This window comes from Serratia sp. CY84636, assembly GCF_052166245.1.
Taxonomy (GTDB): Bacteria; Pseudomonadota; Gammaproteobacteria; order Enterobacterales; family Enterobacteriaceae; genus Serratia; species Serratia nevei.
In genome coordinates, this window is the sequence record NZ_JBJNOX010000002.1 from 1,723,803 (window position 1) to 1,741,453 (window position 17,651).

General features: G+C 58.5%; 16 protein-coding genes and 1 pseudogene. 15 read left to right on the plus strand and 2 right to left on the minus strand.

Annotation, left to right across the window (positions count from 1 at the left end):
- Positions 1–325: 325 nt before the first annotated feature.
- The 4 genes from ACJ8QI_RS12620 to spt are packed head-to-tail and all read left to right on the plus strand — an operon-like array spanning position 326 to position 4,427.
- Positions 326–2,065 carry a fatty acyl-AMP ligase gene (locus ACJ8QI_RS12620; protein WP_442532597.1) on the plus strand — a complete coding sequence of 580 codons (1,740 nt, stop codon included), beginning with the start codon at positions 326–328 and terminating at the stop codon, positions 2,063–2,065.
- Positions 2,062–2,976: an NAD-dependent epimerase/dehydratase family protein gene (locus ACJ8QI_RS12625; protein WP_060439470.1), complete on the plus strand. Its 915-nt coding sequence runs from the start codon at positions 2,062–2,064 to the stop codon at positions 2,974–2,976. Before ACJ8QI_RS12620 ends, ACJ8QI_RS12625 begins: the two co-directional genes overlap by 4 nt.
- Before the next feature lie 31 nt (positions 2,977–3,007).
- A complete protein-coding gene (locus ACJ8QI_RS12630) occupies positions 3,008–3,268 on the plus strand; it encodes an acyl carrier protein (protein WP_019453571.1) in 261 nt (86 codons plus the stop codon).
- Positions 3,255–4,427, plus strand: coding sequence for a serine palmitoyltransferase (gene spt / locus ACJ8QI_RS12635; RefSeq protein WP_442532598.1), 1,173 nt, complete (start codon positions 3,255–3,257; stop codon positions 4,425–4,427). Before ACJ8QI_RS12630 ends, spt begins: the two co-directional genes overlap by 14 nt.
- Before the next feature lie 70 nt (positions 4,428–4,497).
- On the opposite strand, the gene ACJ8QI_RS12640 is transcribed toward spt, so the two are convergent.
- Entirely contained in the window at positions 4,498–5,229 is a 732-nt protein-coding gene (locus tag ACJ8QI_RS12640) for an ATP-binding protein (protein ID WP_060420300.1), read from the minus strand.
- A gap of 370 nt (positions 5,230–5,599) precedes the next feature.
- Here ACJ8QI_RS12640 and ACJ8QI_RS12645 point away from each other — a divergent pair, with 370 nt between their 5' ends.
- The 10 genes and pseudogenes from ACJ8QI_RS12645 (at position 5,600) to ACJ8QI_RS12690 (ending at position 14,977) form a co-directional block, all read left to right on the plus strand.
- Positions 5,600–6,325, plus strand: a complete 726-nt coding sequence (locus ACJ8QI_RS12645; protein ID WP_442532698.1) for a hypothetical protein — start codon at positions 5,600–5,602, stop codon at positions 6,323–6,325.
- Between the two features lie 30 nt (positions 6,326–6,355).
- The gene (locus ACJ8QI_RS12650; protein ID WP_442532599.1) at positions 6,356–7,150 is read left to right on the plus strand and encodes a hypothetical protein; all 795 of its coding nucleotides are present in this window, start codon (positions 6,356–6,358) and stop codon (positions 7,148–7,150) included.
- A 72-nt stretch (positions 7,151–7,222) separates the two neighbouring features.
- Positions 7,223–8,557 carry a lipopolysaccharide biosynthesis protein gene (locus ACJ8QI_RS12655; protein ID WP_442532600.1) on the plus strand — a complete coding sequence of 445 codons (1,335 nt, stop codon included), beginning with the start codon at positions 7,223–7,225 and terminating at the stop codon, positions 8,555–8,557.
- A complete protein-coding gene (locus ACJ8QI_RS12660) occupies positions 8,557–9,426 on the plus strand; it encodes a hypothetical protein (RefSeq protein ID WP_102984383.1) in 870 nt (289 codons plus the stop codon). The genes ACJ8QI_RS12655 and ACJ8QI_RS12660 overlap by 1 nt, the downstream gene beginning before the upstream one ends.
- Positions 9,427–9,446: 20 nt before the next feature.
- Positions 9,447–10,013: a YtfJ family protein gene (locus ACJ8QI_RS12665; protein WP_102984382.1), complete on the plus strand. Its 567-nt coding sequence runs from the start codon at positions 9,447–9,449 to the stop codon at positions 10,011–10,013.
- 28 nt (positions 10,014–10,041) lie between these two features.
- Positions 10,042–11,112, plus strand: coding sequence for an LPS export ABC transporter permease LptF (gene lptF, locus ACJ8QI_RS12670; protein ID WP_442532601.1), 1,071 nt, complete (start codon positions 10,042–10,044; stop codon positions 11,110–11,112).
- Positions 11,109–12,188 carry an LPS export ABC transporter permease LptG gene (lptG, locus tag ACJ8QI_RS12675; RefSeq protein ID WP_442532602.1) on the plus strand — a complete coding sequence of 360 codons (1,080 nt, stop codon included), beginning with the start codon at positions 11,109–11,111 and terminating at the stop codon, positions 12,186–12,188. The genes lptF and lptG overlap by 4 nt, the downstream gene beginning before the upstream one ends.
- Before the next feature lie 162 nt (positions 12,189–12,350).
- Positions 12,351–13,301, plus strand: a pseudogene (locus tag ACJ8QI_RS12680) (phospholipase); the annotation flags it as partial.
- The gene (locus tag ACJ8QI_RS12685; RefSeq protein ID WP_442532603.1) at positions 13,298–14,056 is read left to right on the plus strand and encodes an ankyrin repeat domain-containing protein; all 759 of its coding nucleotides are present in this window, start codon (positions 13,298–13,300) and stop codon (positions 14,054–14,056) included. The pseudogene ACJ8QI_RS12680 and the gene ACJ8QI_RS12685, both read left to right, overlap by 4 nt.
- A 147-nt stretch (positions 14,057–14,203) precedes the next feature.
- Positions 14,204–14,977 carry an ankyrin repeat domain-containing protein gene (locus ACJ8QI_RS12690; RefSeq protein WP_197773904.1) on the plus strand — a complete coding sequence of 258 codons (774 nt, stop codon included), beginning with the start codon at positions 14,204–14,206 and terminating at the stop codon, positions 14,975–14,977.
- Positions 14,978–15,066: 89 nt separating this feature from the next.
- On the opposite strand, the gene ACJ8QI_RS12695 is transcribed toward ACJ8QI_RS12690, so the two are convergent.
- Positions 15,067–16,374: a serine hydrolase domain-containing protein gene (locus ACJ8QI_RS12695; RefSeq protein ID WP_442532604.1), complete on the minus strand. Its 1,308-nt coding sequence runs from the start codon at positions 16,372–16,374 to the stop codon at positions 15,067–15,069.
- Positions 16,375–16,481: 107 nt separating this feature from the next.
- On the opposite strand from ACJ8QI_RS12695, the gene ACJ8QI_RS12700 reads away from it, so the two are divergent.
- Positions 16,482–17,393 (plus strand): LysR family transcriptional regulator, encoded by a 912-nt coding sequence (locus tag ACJ8QI_RS12700; protein ID WP_442532605.1) that lies wholly within the window; start codon positions 16,482–16,484, stop codon positions 17,391–17,393.
- Positions 17,394–17,651 lie beyond the last annotated feature (258 nt).

The window sequence follows — 17,651 nt, forward strand, 5'->3', positions numbered from 1 at the left end:
AGATAGCCATGCACGAGGTCATAACCCATGAGTCGACAGTTATTTCCTGCCCGACACATTCAGGCTAAAGAACGGCGAAACCCGGAGCTTACAATAGCCCCCTGTATATCGCTAGGGTGCCGTACAAGGCTGATAAAACGGGCAACCCACACTCTGCCCGGGTAATAACCGGCGTACCGTTCAAGCACGGTAATATACGCTGTTCGTGGAATGAAGATGGTTGAATAACAAACTTATTCAAACCCTATTCATAGTAAAATATCAATTACCTCGCCAAGAGTCTTTTATCTCTTTTGGTGATTTTTAATCTATGGCTAGTTTGTCTATGTCTGAAACAAGTTCCGTTCATTCTCTTCCCATGCGCTATGCGGACTTCCCCACTTTAGTGGACGCGTTGGATTACGCGGCGCTGGGCAATACGGGAATGAATTTTTACGATCGGCGCAATCAACTTGTGACCGTGCTCGAATACCGCACGCTGCAGCAAAAAGCGATCTCGGGCGCGCGGCGTTTATTGTCGCTGAAACTCAAGAAAGGTGATCGCGTGGCGCTGATCGCCGAAACCAGCGCGGGATTCGTCGAAGCCTTTTTCGCCTGCCAATATGCCGGCCTGGTGGCGGTGCCGCTGGCGATCCCGATGGGCGTCGGCCAACGCGACTCCTACACCGCCAAGCTGAAGGGGCTGATCGCCAGCTGTAACCCCGTGGCAATCATCAGCAGCGAAGAGTGGACGCCGCTGATCGCCTCGGCCACGGAAAAGGCGCCGTCGCTGCACATCCTCAGCGACGAGGATTTTAACGCCTTGCCGGAGCCGGAAATCGCGTTGCCCGCACCTTCGCCCGACGACATCGCCTATCTCCAATACACCTCGGGCAGCACCCGCTTTCCGCGCGGCGTGATCATTACCCAGCGGGCGGCCATGGCGAACCTGAACGCGATCAGCCGCGACGGGATCAAGCTGCGCGCGGGCGACCGCTGCGTCTCCTGGCTGCCCTTCTATCACGATATGGGCCTGGTCGGTTTCCTGCTGACCCCGGTGGCGACCCAGCTGTCCGTCGATTACCTGCGCACGCAAGATTTCGCCATGCGCCCGATGCAGTGGCTGAAACTGATCGCCAAGAATCGCGGCACGGTGTCCGTCGCCCCGCCGTTCGGCTACGACCTGTGCCTGCGCCGCAGCAACGCCAAAGAGCTGGCCGATCTGGATCTCTCCAGCTGGCGGGTCGCGGGTGTAGGCGCTGAGCCGATCCCGGCCGAGCTGCTCGGCCAGTTCGGCGAACACTTCAGCAGCATCAACTTCGACAGCAAAGCCTTCATGCCGTGCTACGGCCTGGCCGAGAACACCCTGGCGGTGAGCTTTTCCGACCCTTGCTCCGGCCCGCAAACCAACGCGGTCGACCGCGATATTTTGGAGTACCAGGGCAAGGCGGTCGCGCCCGGCAAGAAGACCCGCGCCGTCTCGACCTTCGTCAACTGCGGCCGAGCGTTGCCCGGCCACCGCATCGAGATCCGCAGCGAAACCGGGCAGCCGCTGCCGGAACGCCAGGTCGGCCACATCACGATTTCCGGCCCCAGCCTGATGAACGGCTATTTCTGCGACGACGAATCCCAACAGCAGATCCAGGTGACCGGCTGGATGGACACCGGCGATCTGGGCTATCTGCTGGACGGCTATCTGTACGTCACCGGCCGCAAGAAAGATCTGATCATCATTCGCGGCCGCAATATCTGGCCGCAGGATATCGAGTACGTCGCGGAATCTGAACCGGAAATCCGTTCCGGCGATGCGATTGCCTTCGTGACCGAAGAACACGACGAGGCGGCCAGGATCATTTTGCAAATCCAGTGCCGAGTCAGCTCGGAAGAACGCCGGGAGCAAATCGTGCATTCGCTGAGCGCGCGCATTCAAAGCGAGTTCGGCATCGCGGTGGACATCGAACTGCTGCCGCCGCACAGCATTCCCCGCACGTCGTCGGGCAAACCCGCCCGCGCCGAGGCCAAAAAACGCTGGCTGAGCGCCTCGCTCTACCCGCAAATGCCGCAGCTGGCCGGTTTCGCGCAATGAGCGGCACCGTGGCGGTGACGGGCGCGACCGGTTTTATCGGCCGGCACATCGTCCAGGAACTGCTGGCGCAAGGGTTTAGCGTGCGCGCCCTGACGCGGCAAGCCGGAAAAGCCGCCATCGACAACCTGCAGTGGATCCCCGGCACGCTGGAAGATCGGCCCTCGCTCACCGAGCTGGTGCGCGGCGCGGAGTGCGTAGTGCACTGTGCGGGCCAGGTGCGCGGGCATGCGGAAGCGGTGTTCACCCGCTGCAACGTGACCGGTAGCCTGAACCTGATGCAGGCCGCCAGGCAGAACGGCCGCTGCCATCGCTTCCTGTTCATGTCGTCGCTGGCGGCCCGCCATCCGGCGCTGTCCTGGTACGCCCATTCAAAGCAGGCCGCCGAGCAGCAACTCATCGCCGCCACGGGCGACATCGCGCTGGGAATTTTCCGCCCGACGGCGGTTTACGGGCCCGGCGATAAAGAGCTGAAGCCGCTGTTCAACGGCCTGCTGCGCGGCGTGCTGCCCCGGCTGGGCGCGCCTGACGCCAGGCTCTCTTTTCTGCACGTGAGCGATTTGGCCAAGGCGGTCAGCCAATGGGTGCAGGCCGAACCCGCGCAGCCAAATATTTACGAACTGTGCGACGGCGTGGCCGAAGGCTATAACTGGCTGCGCCTGCGGGACATCGGCGCCGCCGTGCGGCACGGGCCGGTGCGTCTGGTAGGCATTCCGCTGCCGCTGCTGAAAGCCCTGGCGGATATCAGCGTGGTGTGGAACCGCCTGGTCAAACAGGAACCGATGCTGACGCGCAGCAAAATACGCGAATTAACCCATCATGACTGGTCCGCCAGCAATCACGCGCTGTCGCAACAGATTAATTGGTTTCCACAGGTGAGTTTGGAGCGCGCGCTGCGTGAAGGGCTGTTTTAATTATTCCAAATAGAGGTGTGTCAACGTTCTTATGCTAAATCGCGATGCTGTAATGGATTATATCCTGACGTGTTTGCAAGGTATCGTCGAAGGCGGAGTGGAAATAAAACCTGATAGCGATCTCGTCAATGATCTTGGCCTGGAATCCATCAGAGTCCTGGATCTGCTGATGATGCTGGAAGATGAATTAGATATCTCCATTCCTATCAATATATTGCTTGATGTCAGAACGCCTGAGCAACTGCTTGACGCGCTGCGCCCTTATCTGGAGAAAAGCCATGGGACTGTATGATAAGTTTGCGCGGCTCGCCAATGACCGTGAACAATTTCAAACGTCCGGTCTGAATCCGTTCGGCACCTGTCTCGACGAAGTGTATTCCGCCACCCAGGGCCGCATCGGCGATCAAAAGATTGTCCTCGCCGGCACCAATAATTATCTCGGCCTGACCTTCGATGCGCAGGCGATCGCCGCCGGCCAAACGGCCCTGGCCGCACTCGGCACCGGCACCACCGGCTCGCGCATGGCGAACGGCAGCTACGGATCGCACCTGACGCTGGAACGGGAGCTGGCGGAATTCTTCGATCGCCCCAGCGCCATCGTATTCTCCACCGGCTATACCGCCAACCTGGGCGTCATCAGCACCCTGGCGGGGCCGGGCTCCGTGGTGTTGATCGACGCGGACAGCCACGCGAGCATTTACGACGCCTGCGCCCTCGGCGGCGCGGAGATTATTCGCTTCCGCCACAACGATGCCGCCGATCTGGAGCGCCGCATGGTGCGCCTGGGCGAACGGGCCCGCGAGGCGATCATTATCGTGGAAGGCATCTACAGCATGCTGGGCGACGTCGCCCCGCTGGTGGAAATCGTCGACATCAAGCGGCGGCTCGGCGGCTATCTGCTGGTCGACGAAGCACACTCCTTCGGCGTGATGGGCGAGCACGGCCGCGGCCTGGCCGAAGCGCTGGGCGTCGAGCAAGACGTGGATATCATCCTGGGCACCTTCAGCAAAAGCCTGGCTTCGATCGGCGGTTTCGCCGTCGGTGGCAAGGGGATGGACGTGCTGCGCTACAGCAGCCGGCCGTATATCTTTACCGCGTCGCCGTCGCCTTCCAGCATCGCGTCGGTGCGCACGGCGCTGCAAAAAATCGCGCGCCATCCCGAGCTGCGGGAAAAACTGTGGAGCAATGCGCACCGCCTGTACCACGGCCTCGCCGAGCTGGGGTATACCCTGGGGCCGCGCATCAGCCCGGTGGTGCCGGTGATGATCGGCTCGAAGGAAGAAGGGCTGCGTTTCTGGCGTGAGCTGATCGCCCACGGCGTGTATGTGAATCTGGTGCTGCCACCCGCCGCGCCGGCGGGCGTTACCCTGCTGCGCTGCAGCGTCAATGCCGCGCACAGCGATGAAGAGATCGACACCATCGTGCGCGCCTTTGCGGCGCTGAAAAAATAAAGCCTTTTCCTCTCGACCGCGGCGGCGGTGCCGAAAATGGCATCGCCGCCCTGCCGAACCGATGCGCACCTCAGTGCGCAGCCGTTGATACCTCATCAGTCGAATAGCGATACCCCTGCGCCGCCATAAATTCCGCGATGGCTTTTTCCGCCGCAGAAAGCACCTCCTCGATCGGCCGATCGGCATCAAGATCCACGATGTCGGCACCTTCAAACGTCAATAACGGCGTGGCGGCGATCTTCTTCTCCAGCGCCGCTTTGCGGTGATCGGGTTTGCGCGCGCAGGCCACCGCCAGACTGACATTCAGCTTGAGCACCAGATCCGGTTTTTGCCCCGCCATCCATTGGAACGCCGCCCGCTCGCGCGCCGCCAGCCAACGGACAAAACGGCTCCCTTCAACGTCGACGGGAAATACCGTGCCGTCGTAAGCGCCGGGGATTTGCGCCTGCGGAAAACGGTCGGTCAGCACGATGAACCCTTGCCGCCGAAACGCCAGCATGCGACGAAAACGCAGCAGCCGCCGCCCCACGAACGCGATGATCACCGCCGACGGCAACAGGCCAATCCGGGATTTTTTCGTTTTGACTTTTTTGGTATTGCTCTCGATCGCCTTGCCCACCGAGCGCCCGAGCAGCGGCAATTTCGCTGCCGCGCGCCCGACGTTGCCCGCCTGTTTGCCCAGATGCACCTGCACCGCCGGGCCATAATGTTTCACATATTCGATCAGATGTTCACAAACGGTGGACTTACCCGATCCGTCGCTGCCAATAACCGCAATCAACGGCGGAAATTTTGCACTCATAATAAGACTCTCTTTCAATACACCAGAAACGGCGTGCCATGTTTGAAGCGAAATCACGCTTAACCTTGCTCGGCAGCCGCGCAAAATAAATTGCCTCAATGCAGCGCCAAACAGCACAAAAGATTAAGCGAAAATTAAAAACCTCTGCTCTTTTTCCGCTGCGGGCCATTCCGGAAATTAACATAAAAAGCGAAACTGACCTGCGCGCGAACAATTAGCACAAAATAACAAGAACGAACGCCATGAATATCAATTCGAATAACGAACAAAAATACCCATCTCATTATTTTATCGTAGCAAAGCACAATAAATATCTTGAACCCAAGGCGTATTGGAATACAATAGTTTTTTTCGCATTGGATCAATTATTGTGAGTCAGCAGATAAGACCTTCGTCTGATCGCTCGCCCGTGCGCGTAATAGCGATAACCGGCTGTGACGGCTCGGGAAAATCTACCTTGGCCGCCAGCCTGGTCAACGCCTTATCGGCAAAAGAACCTGCCGAACTGCTTTATCTCGGCCAGTCTTCCGGGCGTATCGGCGAATGGATCAGTTCACTGCCGATTATTGGCGCGCCCTTCGGGCGTTATTTGCTGAAGAAGTCGCAGCGCGTGCACGATCGCCCTTCCGCACCGCCGGATAATGCCACGGCGCTGGTGATTTTTTTACTTTCCTATTGGCGCGTCTATAAATTCCGCCGCATGCTGAAGAAAAGTCGCCGCGGCGCATTGCTGATTACCGATCGTTATCCGCAGGCCGAAGTGGCAGGGTTTCGTTTCGATGGCCCGCAGCTGGCAAAAACCGCCGGCGGCAATCGCTGGGTACGCTGGCTGAGAAAGCGCGAACAACACCTGTACCAATGGATGGCGTCTTATCAGCCCTTATTATTAATTCGGCTGGATATTGACGAGCAAACGGCCTATTCACGCAAACCCGATCACTCGCTGGCGGCGTTGCGTGAAAAGATCGCCGTCATACCGCACCTGACGTTTAACGGCGCTAACATACTGGATTTAGACGGCCGAGAACCGGCCAGCCATATTTTCGAAGAATCGCTGCGCGCCGTTAAAATATCGCTGAGGGCCGCCAATGCCTAACCGACAAATAACCTTTTCGTACCGAAACAGATGAAAAAAAATAAACTCACTGCCGAACAGCACTCCTCTTCCACCTGCATTAGCGGGCTGATTGCCGTGGTGGGCAGCGACGGCACGGGCAAGTCCACGCTGACCGCCGATCTGGTGAAAAACCTGCAGCAGCATCGCCCCACGCAGCGGCGCTATTTAGGGCTGATCTCCGGCGAAGACGGCGACAAAATCAAGAAGTTGCCGTTCATCGGCGTGTGGCTGGAACGGCGCCTGGCGGCCAAATCCGATAAAACCCAACGCATGAGCAACAGGCCGCCGGCGCTGTGGGCGGCGCTGATCATGTACGGCTTTTCGCTGTGGCGCGCCTCCAACCTGCGCAAGGTGCGGCGGCTGGCGCAGAGCGGCGTGCTGGTGATCAGCGATCGCTACCCGCAGGCGGAAATTTCTGGTTTTTACTACGACGGGCCCGGTATCGGCGTGGAGCGCGCAAAAAGCTGGCTATTGAGCCGCCTGGCGGCGCGCGAACGCCGTTTATATCAACGCATGGCCGTCTATCGGCCGGCGCTGATCATTCGCCTCGATATCGACGTCGATACGGCGTTTTCCCGTAAGCCCGATCACAGCTATGAAGAGCTGAAAGACAAGATTTCCGCCATGGTGCGCCTGCAGTACAACGGCGCGCGCCTCATCGAGCTGGACGCCAGAGCCCCTTACGACGAGGTGCTGAGCAACGCGCTCAACGCCATTTCGGCCGTGGTGCCCCCCGTGAAGCGCCCACAGAGCGACATCGGGCAACCCGGCGAAAACGCCGGCGAAGAAACTCAGGTTTATTAAACGCATACAGGGCAAGCGCATGACAGCGGAACACAAGATGCAGCAAAACAACGATAACGGCTGGTTTGGGTTATGAAACGGTGGTTTTCCGATGGCGCGTTTCGCTCCATTTTACGTAATGCCGCCTACTTAGGCTCCGGCAGCGTGGCCAGCGCGCTGCTCGGCCTGCTGGCGCTCTCCTGCGCCGGTAAAGGCATGTCGCCTGAAATGTTCGGCGTGCTGGTGGTGATCCAGGCCTATACCAAAGCGGTCAGCGATTTCATCAAATTCCAGACCTGGCAGTTTGTGGTGCAATTCGGTACCCCGGCGCTGGAGCACCAAAACACCGGGCGCTTCCGCGACGTCGTCGCCTTCTCCTTCGGGCTGGATATCGCCAGCGGCGTCATCGCCGTACTGGGCGGCATGATCATGCTGCCGTTCTTGTCCCACGCCCTGGGGCTGGACAGCGAAAGTTTCTGGCTCGCCATGCTGTACTGCACCCTGATCCCGTCGATGACCTCGTCCACGCCGACCGGCGTGCTGCGCGCCTTCAACCGCTTCGATCTCATCGCCATCCAGCAGGCGATCAAGCCGTTCCTGCAGGCGGTGGGCAGCGTCATCTCCTATTATTTCGATCTGGGATTCCCCGGCTTTATCGTCACCTGGTACACCTCTAACCTGATCGGCGGCACGCTGTTTTGGTGGTTCACCGCGCGCGAACTGCGCCGCCGCGATATCCACGGCGCGCTGAGGCCGCGCCTGTTCAACGTCGCGCGCCGCATCGAGGGCGCCTGGAACTTCGTCTGGACCACCAACATCGCCCATACCATCTGGGCCGCACGCAACTCCTGCACCACCGTGCTGGTGGGCGTGGTGCTCGGGCCGGCCGCCGCCGGGCTGTTCAAGATCGCCATGACCTTCTTCGATGCGACGGGCACCCCGGCCAAGCTGCTGGAGAAAAGCTTCTATCCCGAGATCATGCGCCTGGATCCGCGCACCAAGACCCCGTGGCTGCTGGGCCTGCGCTCCTCGCTGCTGGCCGGCGGCATCGGCCTGGCCGTCGCGGTGTTGATGCTGCTGGTGGGCAAGCCGCTCATTTCCGCCGTCTTCGGGCAGCAATACCTGGAAGCCTATGACCTGATTCAAATCATGCTGGGCGCGATCATCGTTTCCATGATGGGCTTCCCGCAGGAATCCTTACTGTTTATGGCAGGCAAGCAGCGCGCCTTCCTGATCGCGCAGGCGACGGCCTCGGCGGCCTACATTGCGCTGCTGGTGTCGATGGCATATGCCTTCGGCGTGCAGGGCGCCGCCTTCGCTTATTTACTGGGGCAATGTTTAGACGTTCTGTTATCCCTGATACCGACGATCGGCGCCTACCGCAATCGCTTTATGTTGGGGCTGAATGTGCCCAAAGAGAGTAATTAATGACCGCTAACGATAATTGGAAGAAGTTCTCCGCCGAAACCACCCAGGCGCTGTTTGTCGCGGTGGAAGAGGATGACCTGGTTGAGGCGAATATCAGCCTGCCGCAGCAGATTGATTTGCAGTGTTCCCCCGAGAGCATTCGGGACAACTACGCGCTGTGCCTGCAGTTTTGGGAAGACGGCTTTTCCCGCCGCGAGCTGCTGCAACTGGTGAACGGTTTCCTGCAAGAACCGCAGTTGGCGGCGGCTACCCGCATGCGCTACAAATATATCCGCGCCCGCTATAAGCACCTGCGCTTCGCCCAGCAGCTGTACGGCGCGCCCCACCGCGCCAACCGCCTGTTCCACACCACCACCGTGGTGCTCGGCCATTTTCAGGATGCGTTTCGCAACGGCAACCAGAAGAACCTGACGCTGTACGGCAACCTGCTGCGGCTGCTGCTCAGCAAGCCGGTGTGGTCGTCCGTGCGCTATGCGCTGCGCCACACTCGCCTGGAAAGCGCACAGGGCTTTATCACCTACCGCCAGGAACAGATGCGCCAGCTGCAGACGCTGATCGCCAGCCCGGCGCTGACCGGGCATCAGTTCCACGACGTGCGCAAAATCGTCAGCCGCCAGGTCTCATTTTACGACACGCTGAGATCGATCGATCCCGACAACCGCGAAGCCCGGCAGATCTCACGCTTCCTGGCAGCGATTAACGGCCTGATGGGCGACCGGCATGACGTGATGGTGGCGGACAAGCTGGCCGGCGGCGATATCTATGATCGGCCGGCGATCCTGGATATCGACATCCGCCAGCGCCTGGAGCTGCTGCTGGCGCGCTTTCCGCTGTCGTTTTCCCAGCCGGCCATCGCGGCGGGCAGATAAGCGGGTTGCACGGAGCCATGATGACGTTACGCCGCTTGCTGCCCCTTGCGCTGCTGCTGTCGCCGCTGGCGGTATCTGCGCATAACTTCGTGCATGGCCGGCCGGTGGCGCCGATCGCCATCGCCGATCGCGGCGAGCTGCTGCTGCGCAACGGCGATTTCAGCTACCGGCCGTGGAACAGCGCAAAGCTGGCGGGCAAGGTGCGGGTGATCCAGTACATCGCCGGCCGCACCTCCGCCAAAAAGAAGAACTCGCTGCTGATCAACGCCGTCAAAGACGCGAACCTGCCGGGCGATCGCTTCCAGCCGACCACCATCGTCAACACCGACGACGCGATACCGGGCTCCGGCTTCTTCGTGCGCGGCAAGATCGAGAAAAACAAGCGGCATTACCCCTGGGCGCAGTTCATCGTCGACAGCGACGGGCTGGGGCGCATGGCCTGGCGGCTGCCGGAGGAGAGCTCCACCATCGTGGTGCTGGACCAGGCCGGGCGCGTGCAGTGGGCGAAGGACGGCGCACTCACCCCGCAGGAAGTTGATCAGGTGATCGCCCTGTTGCGCGCCCTGATCGATCGGGAGACGCCATGAAGCGCACGCCGCCGGGAGCCGATGACGCATGTCTTTGATTGAACGCTACATCACGGTTGAGATCCGCCGCCTGGTGATCATGATCGCCGGGTTTCTGATCTTCATGTTCGCCAGCTACTCCGCCCAGCGCTACCTGACCGACGCTGCCAACGGCACGCTGGCGCTGCGGGTGGTGGCCGACGTGGTTTTCTATAAATCGCTGATCGCGCTGGAGATGATCTTGCCCGTCGCGCTGTATGTCTCGGTGGCGGTGGCGCTGAGCCAGCTGTACAGCGATGCGGAGATCACCGCCATGCTGGCCGCCGGCGCCAGCCCGCTGCGGCTGTACAAAGCGGTGCTGATACTGGCCGTACCGCTGGCGATAGCGGTCACGCTGCTGTCGCTGTATGGCAGGCCTTGGGCGTACGCCAATATTTATCAGCTGCAGCAACAGTCGCAGTCGGTGCTGGACGTGAGCCACCTGCAGGCCGACAAATTCAACGTCAGCGGCAACGGCCGCATGATCCTCGCCAGTCACGTCGACAAAACGGCCAACCACCTGACGGACGCCCTGATTTATGTGCGCGGCGGCCATCACACCAACCTGTACCGCGCGCAGTCGGTGGAGGTACTCGACGCCTCCCCCGCCAGCCCCGCCGTGCGGCTGAAAACCGGCACCGCCTATGTGCTGGATCGTCAGGGCACCGACGACAACGGGCAGAACTACGACAACTTTGACATCGCGCTCAAGCCGTTCGTGCCCAGCGCCGAGAGCCGGCACAAGTCGGCCTCGCCGGCGGAGCTGGCGCGCTCCGCCGATCCGGGTGACGCCGCCGAACTGCAATGGCGCGAAAGCCGCGGGCTGACCACCGTGCTGATGGTGCTGCTGGCGATCCCCTTTAGCCGCATCAAGCCGCGGCAGGGCCGCTACGCCGCACTGCTGCCACTGACGGTGCTGTTTACCGTGATTTTCTATGGCGGCAACATTTGCCGCACGCTGGTGGCCAACGGCTCTCTGCCGACGATCCCCGGCGTTTGGCTGGTGCCGCTGGCGATGGCTGCTGGTATCGCCCTGCTGCTGGCGCGCGATTTATCCCTGCTGCGGAAAGCCTCCCGATGACTATTTTTAGCCGTTACCTGATCCGCAACGTATTCATCGGCTTCGCCGCCGCGGCCGGGCTGCTCATCCCGCTGTTCACCACCTTTACGCTGATCAACGAGCTGGAGGACGTGACCCCGGGCGGCTACCGCTGGCAGCAGGCGCTGCTGGTGACCGTGCTGACCCTGCCGCGCAGCCTGGTCGATCTGGGGCCGTTTATCGCGCTGCTCGGCGGCATCGTCGGGCTGGGGCAGCTGTCGAAAACCCTGGAACTGACCGCGATCCGCTCGGCCGGGATGTCGATATTCCGCATTGCGCTGGTGATGCTCGCCGCCGGGCTGCTGATGAACCTCTCACTCGGCGCCCTCGATGAGTGGCCGGCCTCGCCGCTGCAGCAACGCGCGCTGCAGATGAAGAACAACGCGCTGGCGCAGTCGAACGATAACGACGTCACCGTTAACCCACTGTGGGCACGGCGCGGCAACGAGTTTGTGACGGTCAAAACCGTCGATGAGAACGACCAGCCCCACGGCATTGAGATCTTCCGTTATCAGGCCAACCGCGCGCTGGAATCTTACCTTTACGCCGACAGCGCCAGCACCGCCGCCGACGGCAGCTGGCTGCTGCACAACGTGATGCAAAAAAGCTGGCAAGGCGGAAAGGAGACGATTGAGCGGCAAAGCAGCCTGCCGTGGCGCTCGCTGTTCGCCGTGCCGAGCCTGAAAGAGCTGACCCTGCCGGCGGGCAGCTTCTCGCTCCAACAGCTGGAACGCTATATCGATTACCTGCAAGGATCGGGGCAGCCCAGCACCGAATACCGCCTGGCGCTGTGGAAAAAACTCGGCCAGCCCCTGCTGGTGCTGGCGATGATTTTGCTGGCCATCCCGTTTACCTTCACCGCCCCGCGCGCCCCCGGCATGGGCAGCCGATTAGCGCTCGGCGTGATCGTCGGGCTGCTGACCTACATCGCTTACCAGATCGTCCTCAACCTGGGGTTGTTGTTCGCCCTCAACGCGCCCCTCACCGCCCTCGCCCCGCCGCTTTTGATCCTGGCGCTGGCGTTGGCGCTGGTTTATCGGTTTGATCGGCGGGGTTAAAAACCCGCAGGAGCCTTTGGAAAACAAGAACTTTCCGGTTAACCTTTGGCCCACTTTACAAATTGGCCTGAGCCGTTATCATCCCTTATCTGGTGTCCTATGCGCCGTTAGCTACCGCTGACTGCCGTTCGATAACATGCCCCTCAGGGCTCCATCGAATACCTCATTGGCCGCGGGCAACGGAGTATCTACCCGGACGCCCGAATCGCCTCAGAACGCCTGGCGGCAAACAATGTCGCCGTCGAGAAGGCAAAACTGGCGGAGAATATCTACAAGACCACGAATCCGCTAAAGGAGACTCCCGGCGTTCCCGAAGGTTGGAAAGATATCAGTAACGATAATGCTGCCCTGAGTAAAATTGGGCTAAACAGAAATATGCTCTTCGACAGGGATGAATCTCCGGATTTTTTGGCAAGGGTATATCAACCTGATAGCACTGTTTTTGGTAAAGAGATGAACCCAACGGTCGTGTTCAGAGGATCAAGAGCACCAGAGTTCCCGGAGGGAATCGGCAGCGCCGCCAAAAAGGCCCTTAGGGGCGATTTGTCAGGAATTAAAAATATGAATGACTGGATAAATAATGGCGCGCAGGGGATGGGGGCGAACTCAGATTATTATAAGCAGGCGGTTAAAATAGGATTACAAGTAAAGAACTCCTCCGGTGTCGATATTTCTGGTCATTCATTGGGCGGGGGAATGGCCTCCGCCGCATCAATGACCAGTGGAAAACCCGCCTGGACGTTTAATGCAGCCGGACTCCATCATGGAACTGTAGGGAAATACGGAGCTGAAATGATTGGTTCAACCAAGAACATACAGGCCTATCGAGTTGAGGGAGAGCTGTTAACCACGTTACAGGAGGTTAATAACGAAAGTGACTATGAGCTTATAAGAAATGCCCTGCCCGATGCTTTACAAAAACCCTGGGGCGTAGCATTGCCTTTCACCTTGAAAGAGTGGTCATCACTGGCGGTGCCTGATGCCGCTGGCATACCGCACACGCTTGCCGGAGGGACAGGAACCCTGCTCGATAAACACGGTATAGACCAGACAATAAAGTTGATTGAAGATCAGAAAGACGAGGATGTCGCCACTATCAGGGGGAGAATATGAGCAAGTGGATAATGGCAATGGCGTTACTGTTTACTGTTCTCATGATGCAAGGATGCAAAAAAAACATGGAATATGAACCACAGGATTTTTTTGAAGGCCGTCAATTGGAAGTCGCACAGCTGATTTATGATGGCGACGAAGAGAAACTGAATGAGAAGCTTCCTTCAATAAGCAAGGAAGAACTGAATCGACCAGTGAAAGCAGACATGACCCTGCTGTTTTGGTCGGTGTTGAACTCAATCTATGATAAAAACACGCCGGAAAAGCTGAAAATAATAACCGACCTGGTTAAAGCTGGCGCAGACCCGTTGCAGCCCAGACCAGAGGGAGGAAGCAGCCCGGCGGAATTCGTCATGAAAGCCGACAAGGGGATTTGGGTCAAAGCCATGCTCGACGGCGGTTTACCGCCAAACGCAAAAGATAAGGTATTCAATGAGCCCATTGTATTCCAAACAATCAAAGCCAAAAACCCTGAAACATTAAAGGTGATGCTGGATTATGGCGCGGATATAAACATCAGAGACTCCTTGCAACAAACCTTATTAATGGATGCTTTTTTTAGCTCAGCCTTTGAGCATATGACCTTACTGCTCAATCGGGGTGCGAATCCTAACCCGGTAAATATAAACAATCTTTCGCTGTTAACAGCAGTGAATCGGCAAATAAAAGACAGCCAAGATGGCTCAGAATACAATGTACAGTGTAAGAAAATACTCGAGCTCATGCTTTTGAAAGGAGCAAAGGAAACACAGTAATTTCATCAACGCAGATCTGACAGCTGCCGGTTATTATACTGGGGCTGTCAGGTTACATCTGGTTTTCGATAAACACGCTATAGACCACGCAATCAAACGGATTGAAGACCAGACAGACGAGGATGTCACCATTCTCAGGGGGAGAATATGAGCAAATTGATAATGGCAATAGCGCTACTGTTTACTGTTCTCATGGTGCAAGGATGCAACAAAAGCATGGAATATGAGCCACAGGATTTTTTTGAAGGCCGGCAGCTGGACATCGCGCAGCTGATTTATGATGGCGATGAAGTGAAACTGAAAGAGAAGCTTCCCTCTATAAGCAAGGAAGAACTGAATCGACCGGTTAAGGCAGACATGACCCTGTTGTTTTGGTCTGTATTAAACGCAATCTATGATAAAAATACGCCGGAAAGGCTGAAAATAATAACCGACCTGGTTAAAGCTGGCGCAGACCCGTTGCAGCCCAGACCGGAAGGGGGAAGCAGCCCGGCGGAATTTGTCATGAAAGCCGACAAGGGAATTTGGATCAAGGCCATGCTCGACGGTGGTTTATCGCCAAACGCAAAAGATAAGGTATTCAATCAACCCATTATATTCGAAGCGTTAGAAGCGAAAAACCCCGAAACGTTAAAGGTGATGCTGGATTATGGTGCGGATATAAATACAATGGATTCATTGGGGAATACCATATTAATAAGCTCTCTGGATTCTCGTTCGTTTGATCATACTATACTTCTGCTGGAGAGAGGTGCAGATAATAAAATCAAGGGTAAGTTTGGTTGGACTATGGGCAATCAGCTCCAACGCTTTATAGATAGAGGGGTAGGCGATGCCGAGGATAAAGAGAAAATTAACAAGATAAAAGAGTTATTAATTAAAAACGGTGGAGACTGGCCTCCTCTACCTGTAAAGAATTGAGACTCCCTTAAAGTCAGCGTCGAAGACATGGAATATGCCGCTCAGAGGCAGAATGGCAACCGCCATCCGCCCCTGCTCGCTCCGTGGAATTAACGCAGTTCCTTCGCTATCGCGCTAAACATCAGCGAGGCCTCCAGCGGTTGTGCGCTGAAAGAAGGCTCCGCCTGCGGCCAGGTAGACCACTGGACGATCACCAGATTCTCCGCCTGATTGACCATAATCATCTGGCCGAAGATCCCCAGCGCCCACAGGGAATGTTTCAGGGATGCCTGCGGGGCGGGTTCTACGTTGGCCGCATTCACTGGCACTTCGTTGTTCCACCACTGGAAGCCGTAGATGCCGTTAGGATGCGCCGCCGACACCGAGCCCGCCGCCCGCGTCCAGTTGGCCGACTGGGCTACCCAATCTTCCGGCAGGATCTGTCTGCCGTTCGGCAGCTTCCCGTTATGCATGATGAATTCGCCGAAGCGCCCCCAGTCTTCCAGTGTGGCGTTGAAGCCGTGCGCCCCCACGTCGTGCTGGCCTTTGGCGTAGGCATGCCACACGCCGTCGTTCGCCATGCCGTACGGCTGCCAGATGCTTTGCTGCAGATAGGCCGCCAGCGGCATGCCGGTAGCGCGCTCCAGCACGTCGCCCAGCAGCCACGCGCCGCCGGAGGAGTAAGACCAGTTCTGCCCGGCCGGATGCGCGCGGTGCAAACCGGCCACCAGCTTGCGCACGCAGGCGTAGGTGCCGGGCCTGGCTTCACACTCGGTCAGCTGCGCGAAGTCTGATTTCGGGTTGGTGTAATCCTCATTCCACGCCACGCCGGAGGTATGGGTGATCAGCTGCCTGAGGGTTACGCCGTCCCACGCCGTGCCTTTCAGATCGGGTTCGTATTGCGTGATGAGATCGTCGAGCGAGCGGATCTTGCCCTGTTTAATCGCCACGCCCACCAGCGTGGCGACCACGGATTTGCCCACCGAGCGCGACGTCCACAGGGTAGCGTCGGTATTGCCCTGCCCCAGATATTTCCAGGCGATTTTGCCGTCCTTCAATACCAGCATGCCACTGACGTTCTGGCGCTGCAGGTAATCCTGCAGGCTGTAGGTTTTGCCATTCACCCGATAGCTGGCGTCCGTTAGCGGTTTAGCGGCAGCCAGCAGCGGCGTGGCATTGCCGTGATGAAACACATCTCCCGCATAGTTACGGTAGTCGTTACGAAAACCGATCACCCGGTCGCTCTGGCTCCAGGTGAGCATCTTGTGCGTGTCCGGCAATTGCGCATCGAAAGGCACAGGGCAGGCGCTGAGTTCGGTGCCCGCACAGGCGGCCAGCGCGGCGGGCGCCAGCAGGCCGCTGCAGAGACTGATGACAACGCCCGCCAGCAGGCTGCGGTTAAACACTTTGCTTTTCATATTTTTTCTCGCTTAGCTCAGGAAGGCGTTCAGCTTAAAAAAACGCGGCCTATAATAAAAAACGCCTGATGGGGGAAAATCCCCCGCAAAATCGACGGGAGAACCGCGTGCCGAGCCTGATTTATTCCTTTGCCCAACTGGAAGCCTTCACCGCCGTGGCCGAGCACGGCAGCCTGGCGAAAGCCGCGCTCAAACTGGGTAAAGACCGCACGACGCTGCGCGATTTGATTGATTTTCTCGAGGATGGCTTAGGCTATGCGCTGTTCCTGCGCGAGGGGCGCAGCCTGCACCTGACGCCGGAAGGCGAACAGCTGCAACGCCAGGCGCACCTGCTGATGCGCCAGGTGAAAGCGTTTGAGGCATTTGCCAAAGACGTGCCGAAGAGCGCGGCGCAGGAAATCTCGCTGGTCTACGATCCCTTCACGCCCCGCGCGCTGCTGCAGGCACTGATTGCCACCATGGCCCAACGCAACACGCGCCTGAGCCTGATTAATGCCTCGCGCGACGAGGCGGAAAGCCTGCTGGCGAGCGGCCAAGCCGATCTGGGCATCTGCCAGGCGCGCAACCGCAGCGTGGGCGACGCCATGGAGTGGCGCGCCTTAGGGGCGATAGAGATGGATTTTTACGCGTCTAAAGCGCTTTTCCCCAGCGCGGAACAGCCGCTCTCGCTGCTGGAGCTCTCGCTCACGCCGCAGGTGATTATGCACCCGGATTCTGACGAACCCGTGGCGCGCCGCCTGCAAATTTCCGGGCATACCATTTTCACCAACGAGTTTGAGATGTTGCGCACCCTGCTTGAACAGGGCTGCGGCTGGGGGTTCTTGCCGACGCATATGCATGCGGAACGGTGGAAAAACGTCAACACGCTGCGCACCGAAGTGGGCAGCCAGGGGATCAGCCAAACCATGGTGACCATCTGGAAGCCAGGCAATGACCGGCGGGCGCTGATTGATGAGACGTTGGGGTTGTTGCCGGGGTTGTGGCGGGGGGTTGGGGGTGAAAAGTCACTGCTAGATTAGCGGTGTTGTTACCGGTAGTCGAGCGTGGGGAGCATCGCCTGCGTTGTTGGTCCGTCCGCTCTTAAGCGGGGATTGATGCTCCTCCAATGAGCGCCTTCGCTCCAGCGCTGCTAGCGCTGGGTTATTGCTTTGAATGGTGGCATTAGAGGGGCAGCTGTGAGCGAGGAGAGGTGGTTCGACTTCAGAGAAGTTGGGTAGATCTTTAAGGGATAATGGACTGTTTTTCTTAGATGCTTATGGTATGACTGCCCCACAATA

Bases quoted from the DNA above. Each gene is read 5' to 3' on its own strand.
- ACJ8QI_RS12690 (WP_197773904.1), top strand. From the start codon at position 14,204: ATGAGCAAATTGATAATGGCAATAGCGCTACTGTTTACTGTTCTCATG.
- ACJ8QI_RS12660 (WP_102984383.1), top strand. From the start codon at position 8,557: ATGACCGCTAACGATAATTGGAAGAAGTTCTCCGCCGAAACCACCCAG.
- ACJ8QI_RS12665 (WP_102984382.1), top strand. From the start codon at position 9,447: ATGACGTTACGCCGCTTGCTGCCCCTTGCGCTGCTGCTGTCGCCGCTG.
- lptF (WP_442532601.1), top strand. From the start codon at position 10,042: ATGTCTTTGATTGAACGCTACATCACGGTTGAGATCCGCCGCCTGGTG.
- spt (WP_442532598.1), top strand. From the start codon at position 3,255: ATGGGACTGTATGATAAGTTTGCGCGGCTCGCCAATGACCGTGAACAA.
- ACJ8QI_RS12650 (WP_442532599.1), top strand. From the start codon at position 6,356: ATGAAAAAAAATAAACTCACTGCCGAACAGCACTCCTCTTCCACCTGC.
- ACJ8QI_RS12630 (WP_019453571.1), top strand. From the start codon at position 3,008: ATGCTAAATCGCGATGCTGTAATGGATTATATCCTGACGTGTTTGCAA.
- ACJ8QI_RS12625 (WP_060439470.1), top strand. From the start codon at position 2,062: ATGAGCGGCACCGTGGCGGTGACGGGCGCGACCGGTTTTATCGGCCGG.
- ACJ8QI_RS12685 (WP_442532603.1), top strand. From the start codon at position 13,298: ATGAGCAAGTGGATAATGGCAATGGCGTTACTGTTTACTGTTCTCATG.
- ACJ8QI_RS12620 (WP_442532597.1), top strand. From the start codon at position 326: ATGTCTGAAACAAGTTCCGTTCATTCTCTTCCCATGCGCTATGCGGAC.
- ACJ8QI_RS12640 (WP_060420300.1), bottom strand. From the start codon at position 5,229: ATGAGTGCAAAATTTCCGCCGTTGATTGCGGTTATTGGCAGCGACGGA.
- ACJ8QI_RS12695 (WP_442532604.1), bottom strand. From the start codon at position 16,374: ATGAAAAGCAAAGTGTTTAACCGCAGCCTGCTGGCGGGCGTTGTCATC.
- lptG (WP_442532602.1), top strand. From the start codon at position 11,109: ATGACTATTTTTAGCCGTTACCTGATCCGCAACGTATTCATCGGCTTC.
- ACJ8QI_RS12655 (WP_442532600.1), top strand. From the start codon at position 7,223: ATGAAACGGTGGTTTTCCGATGGCGCGTTTCGCTCCATTTTACGTAAT.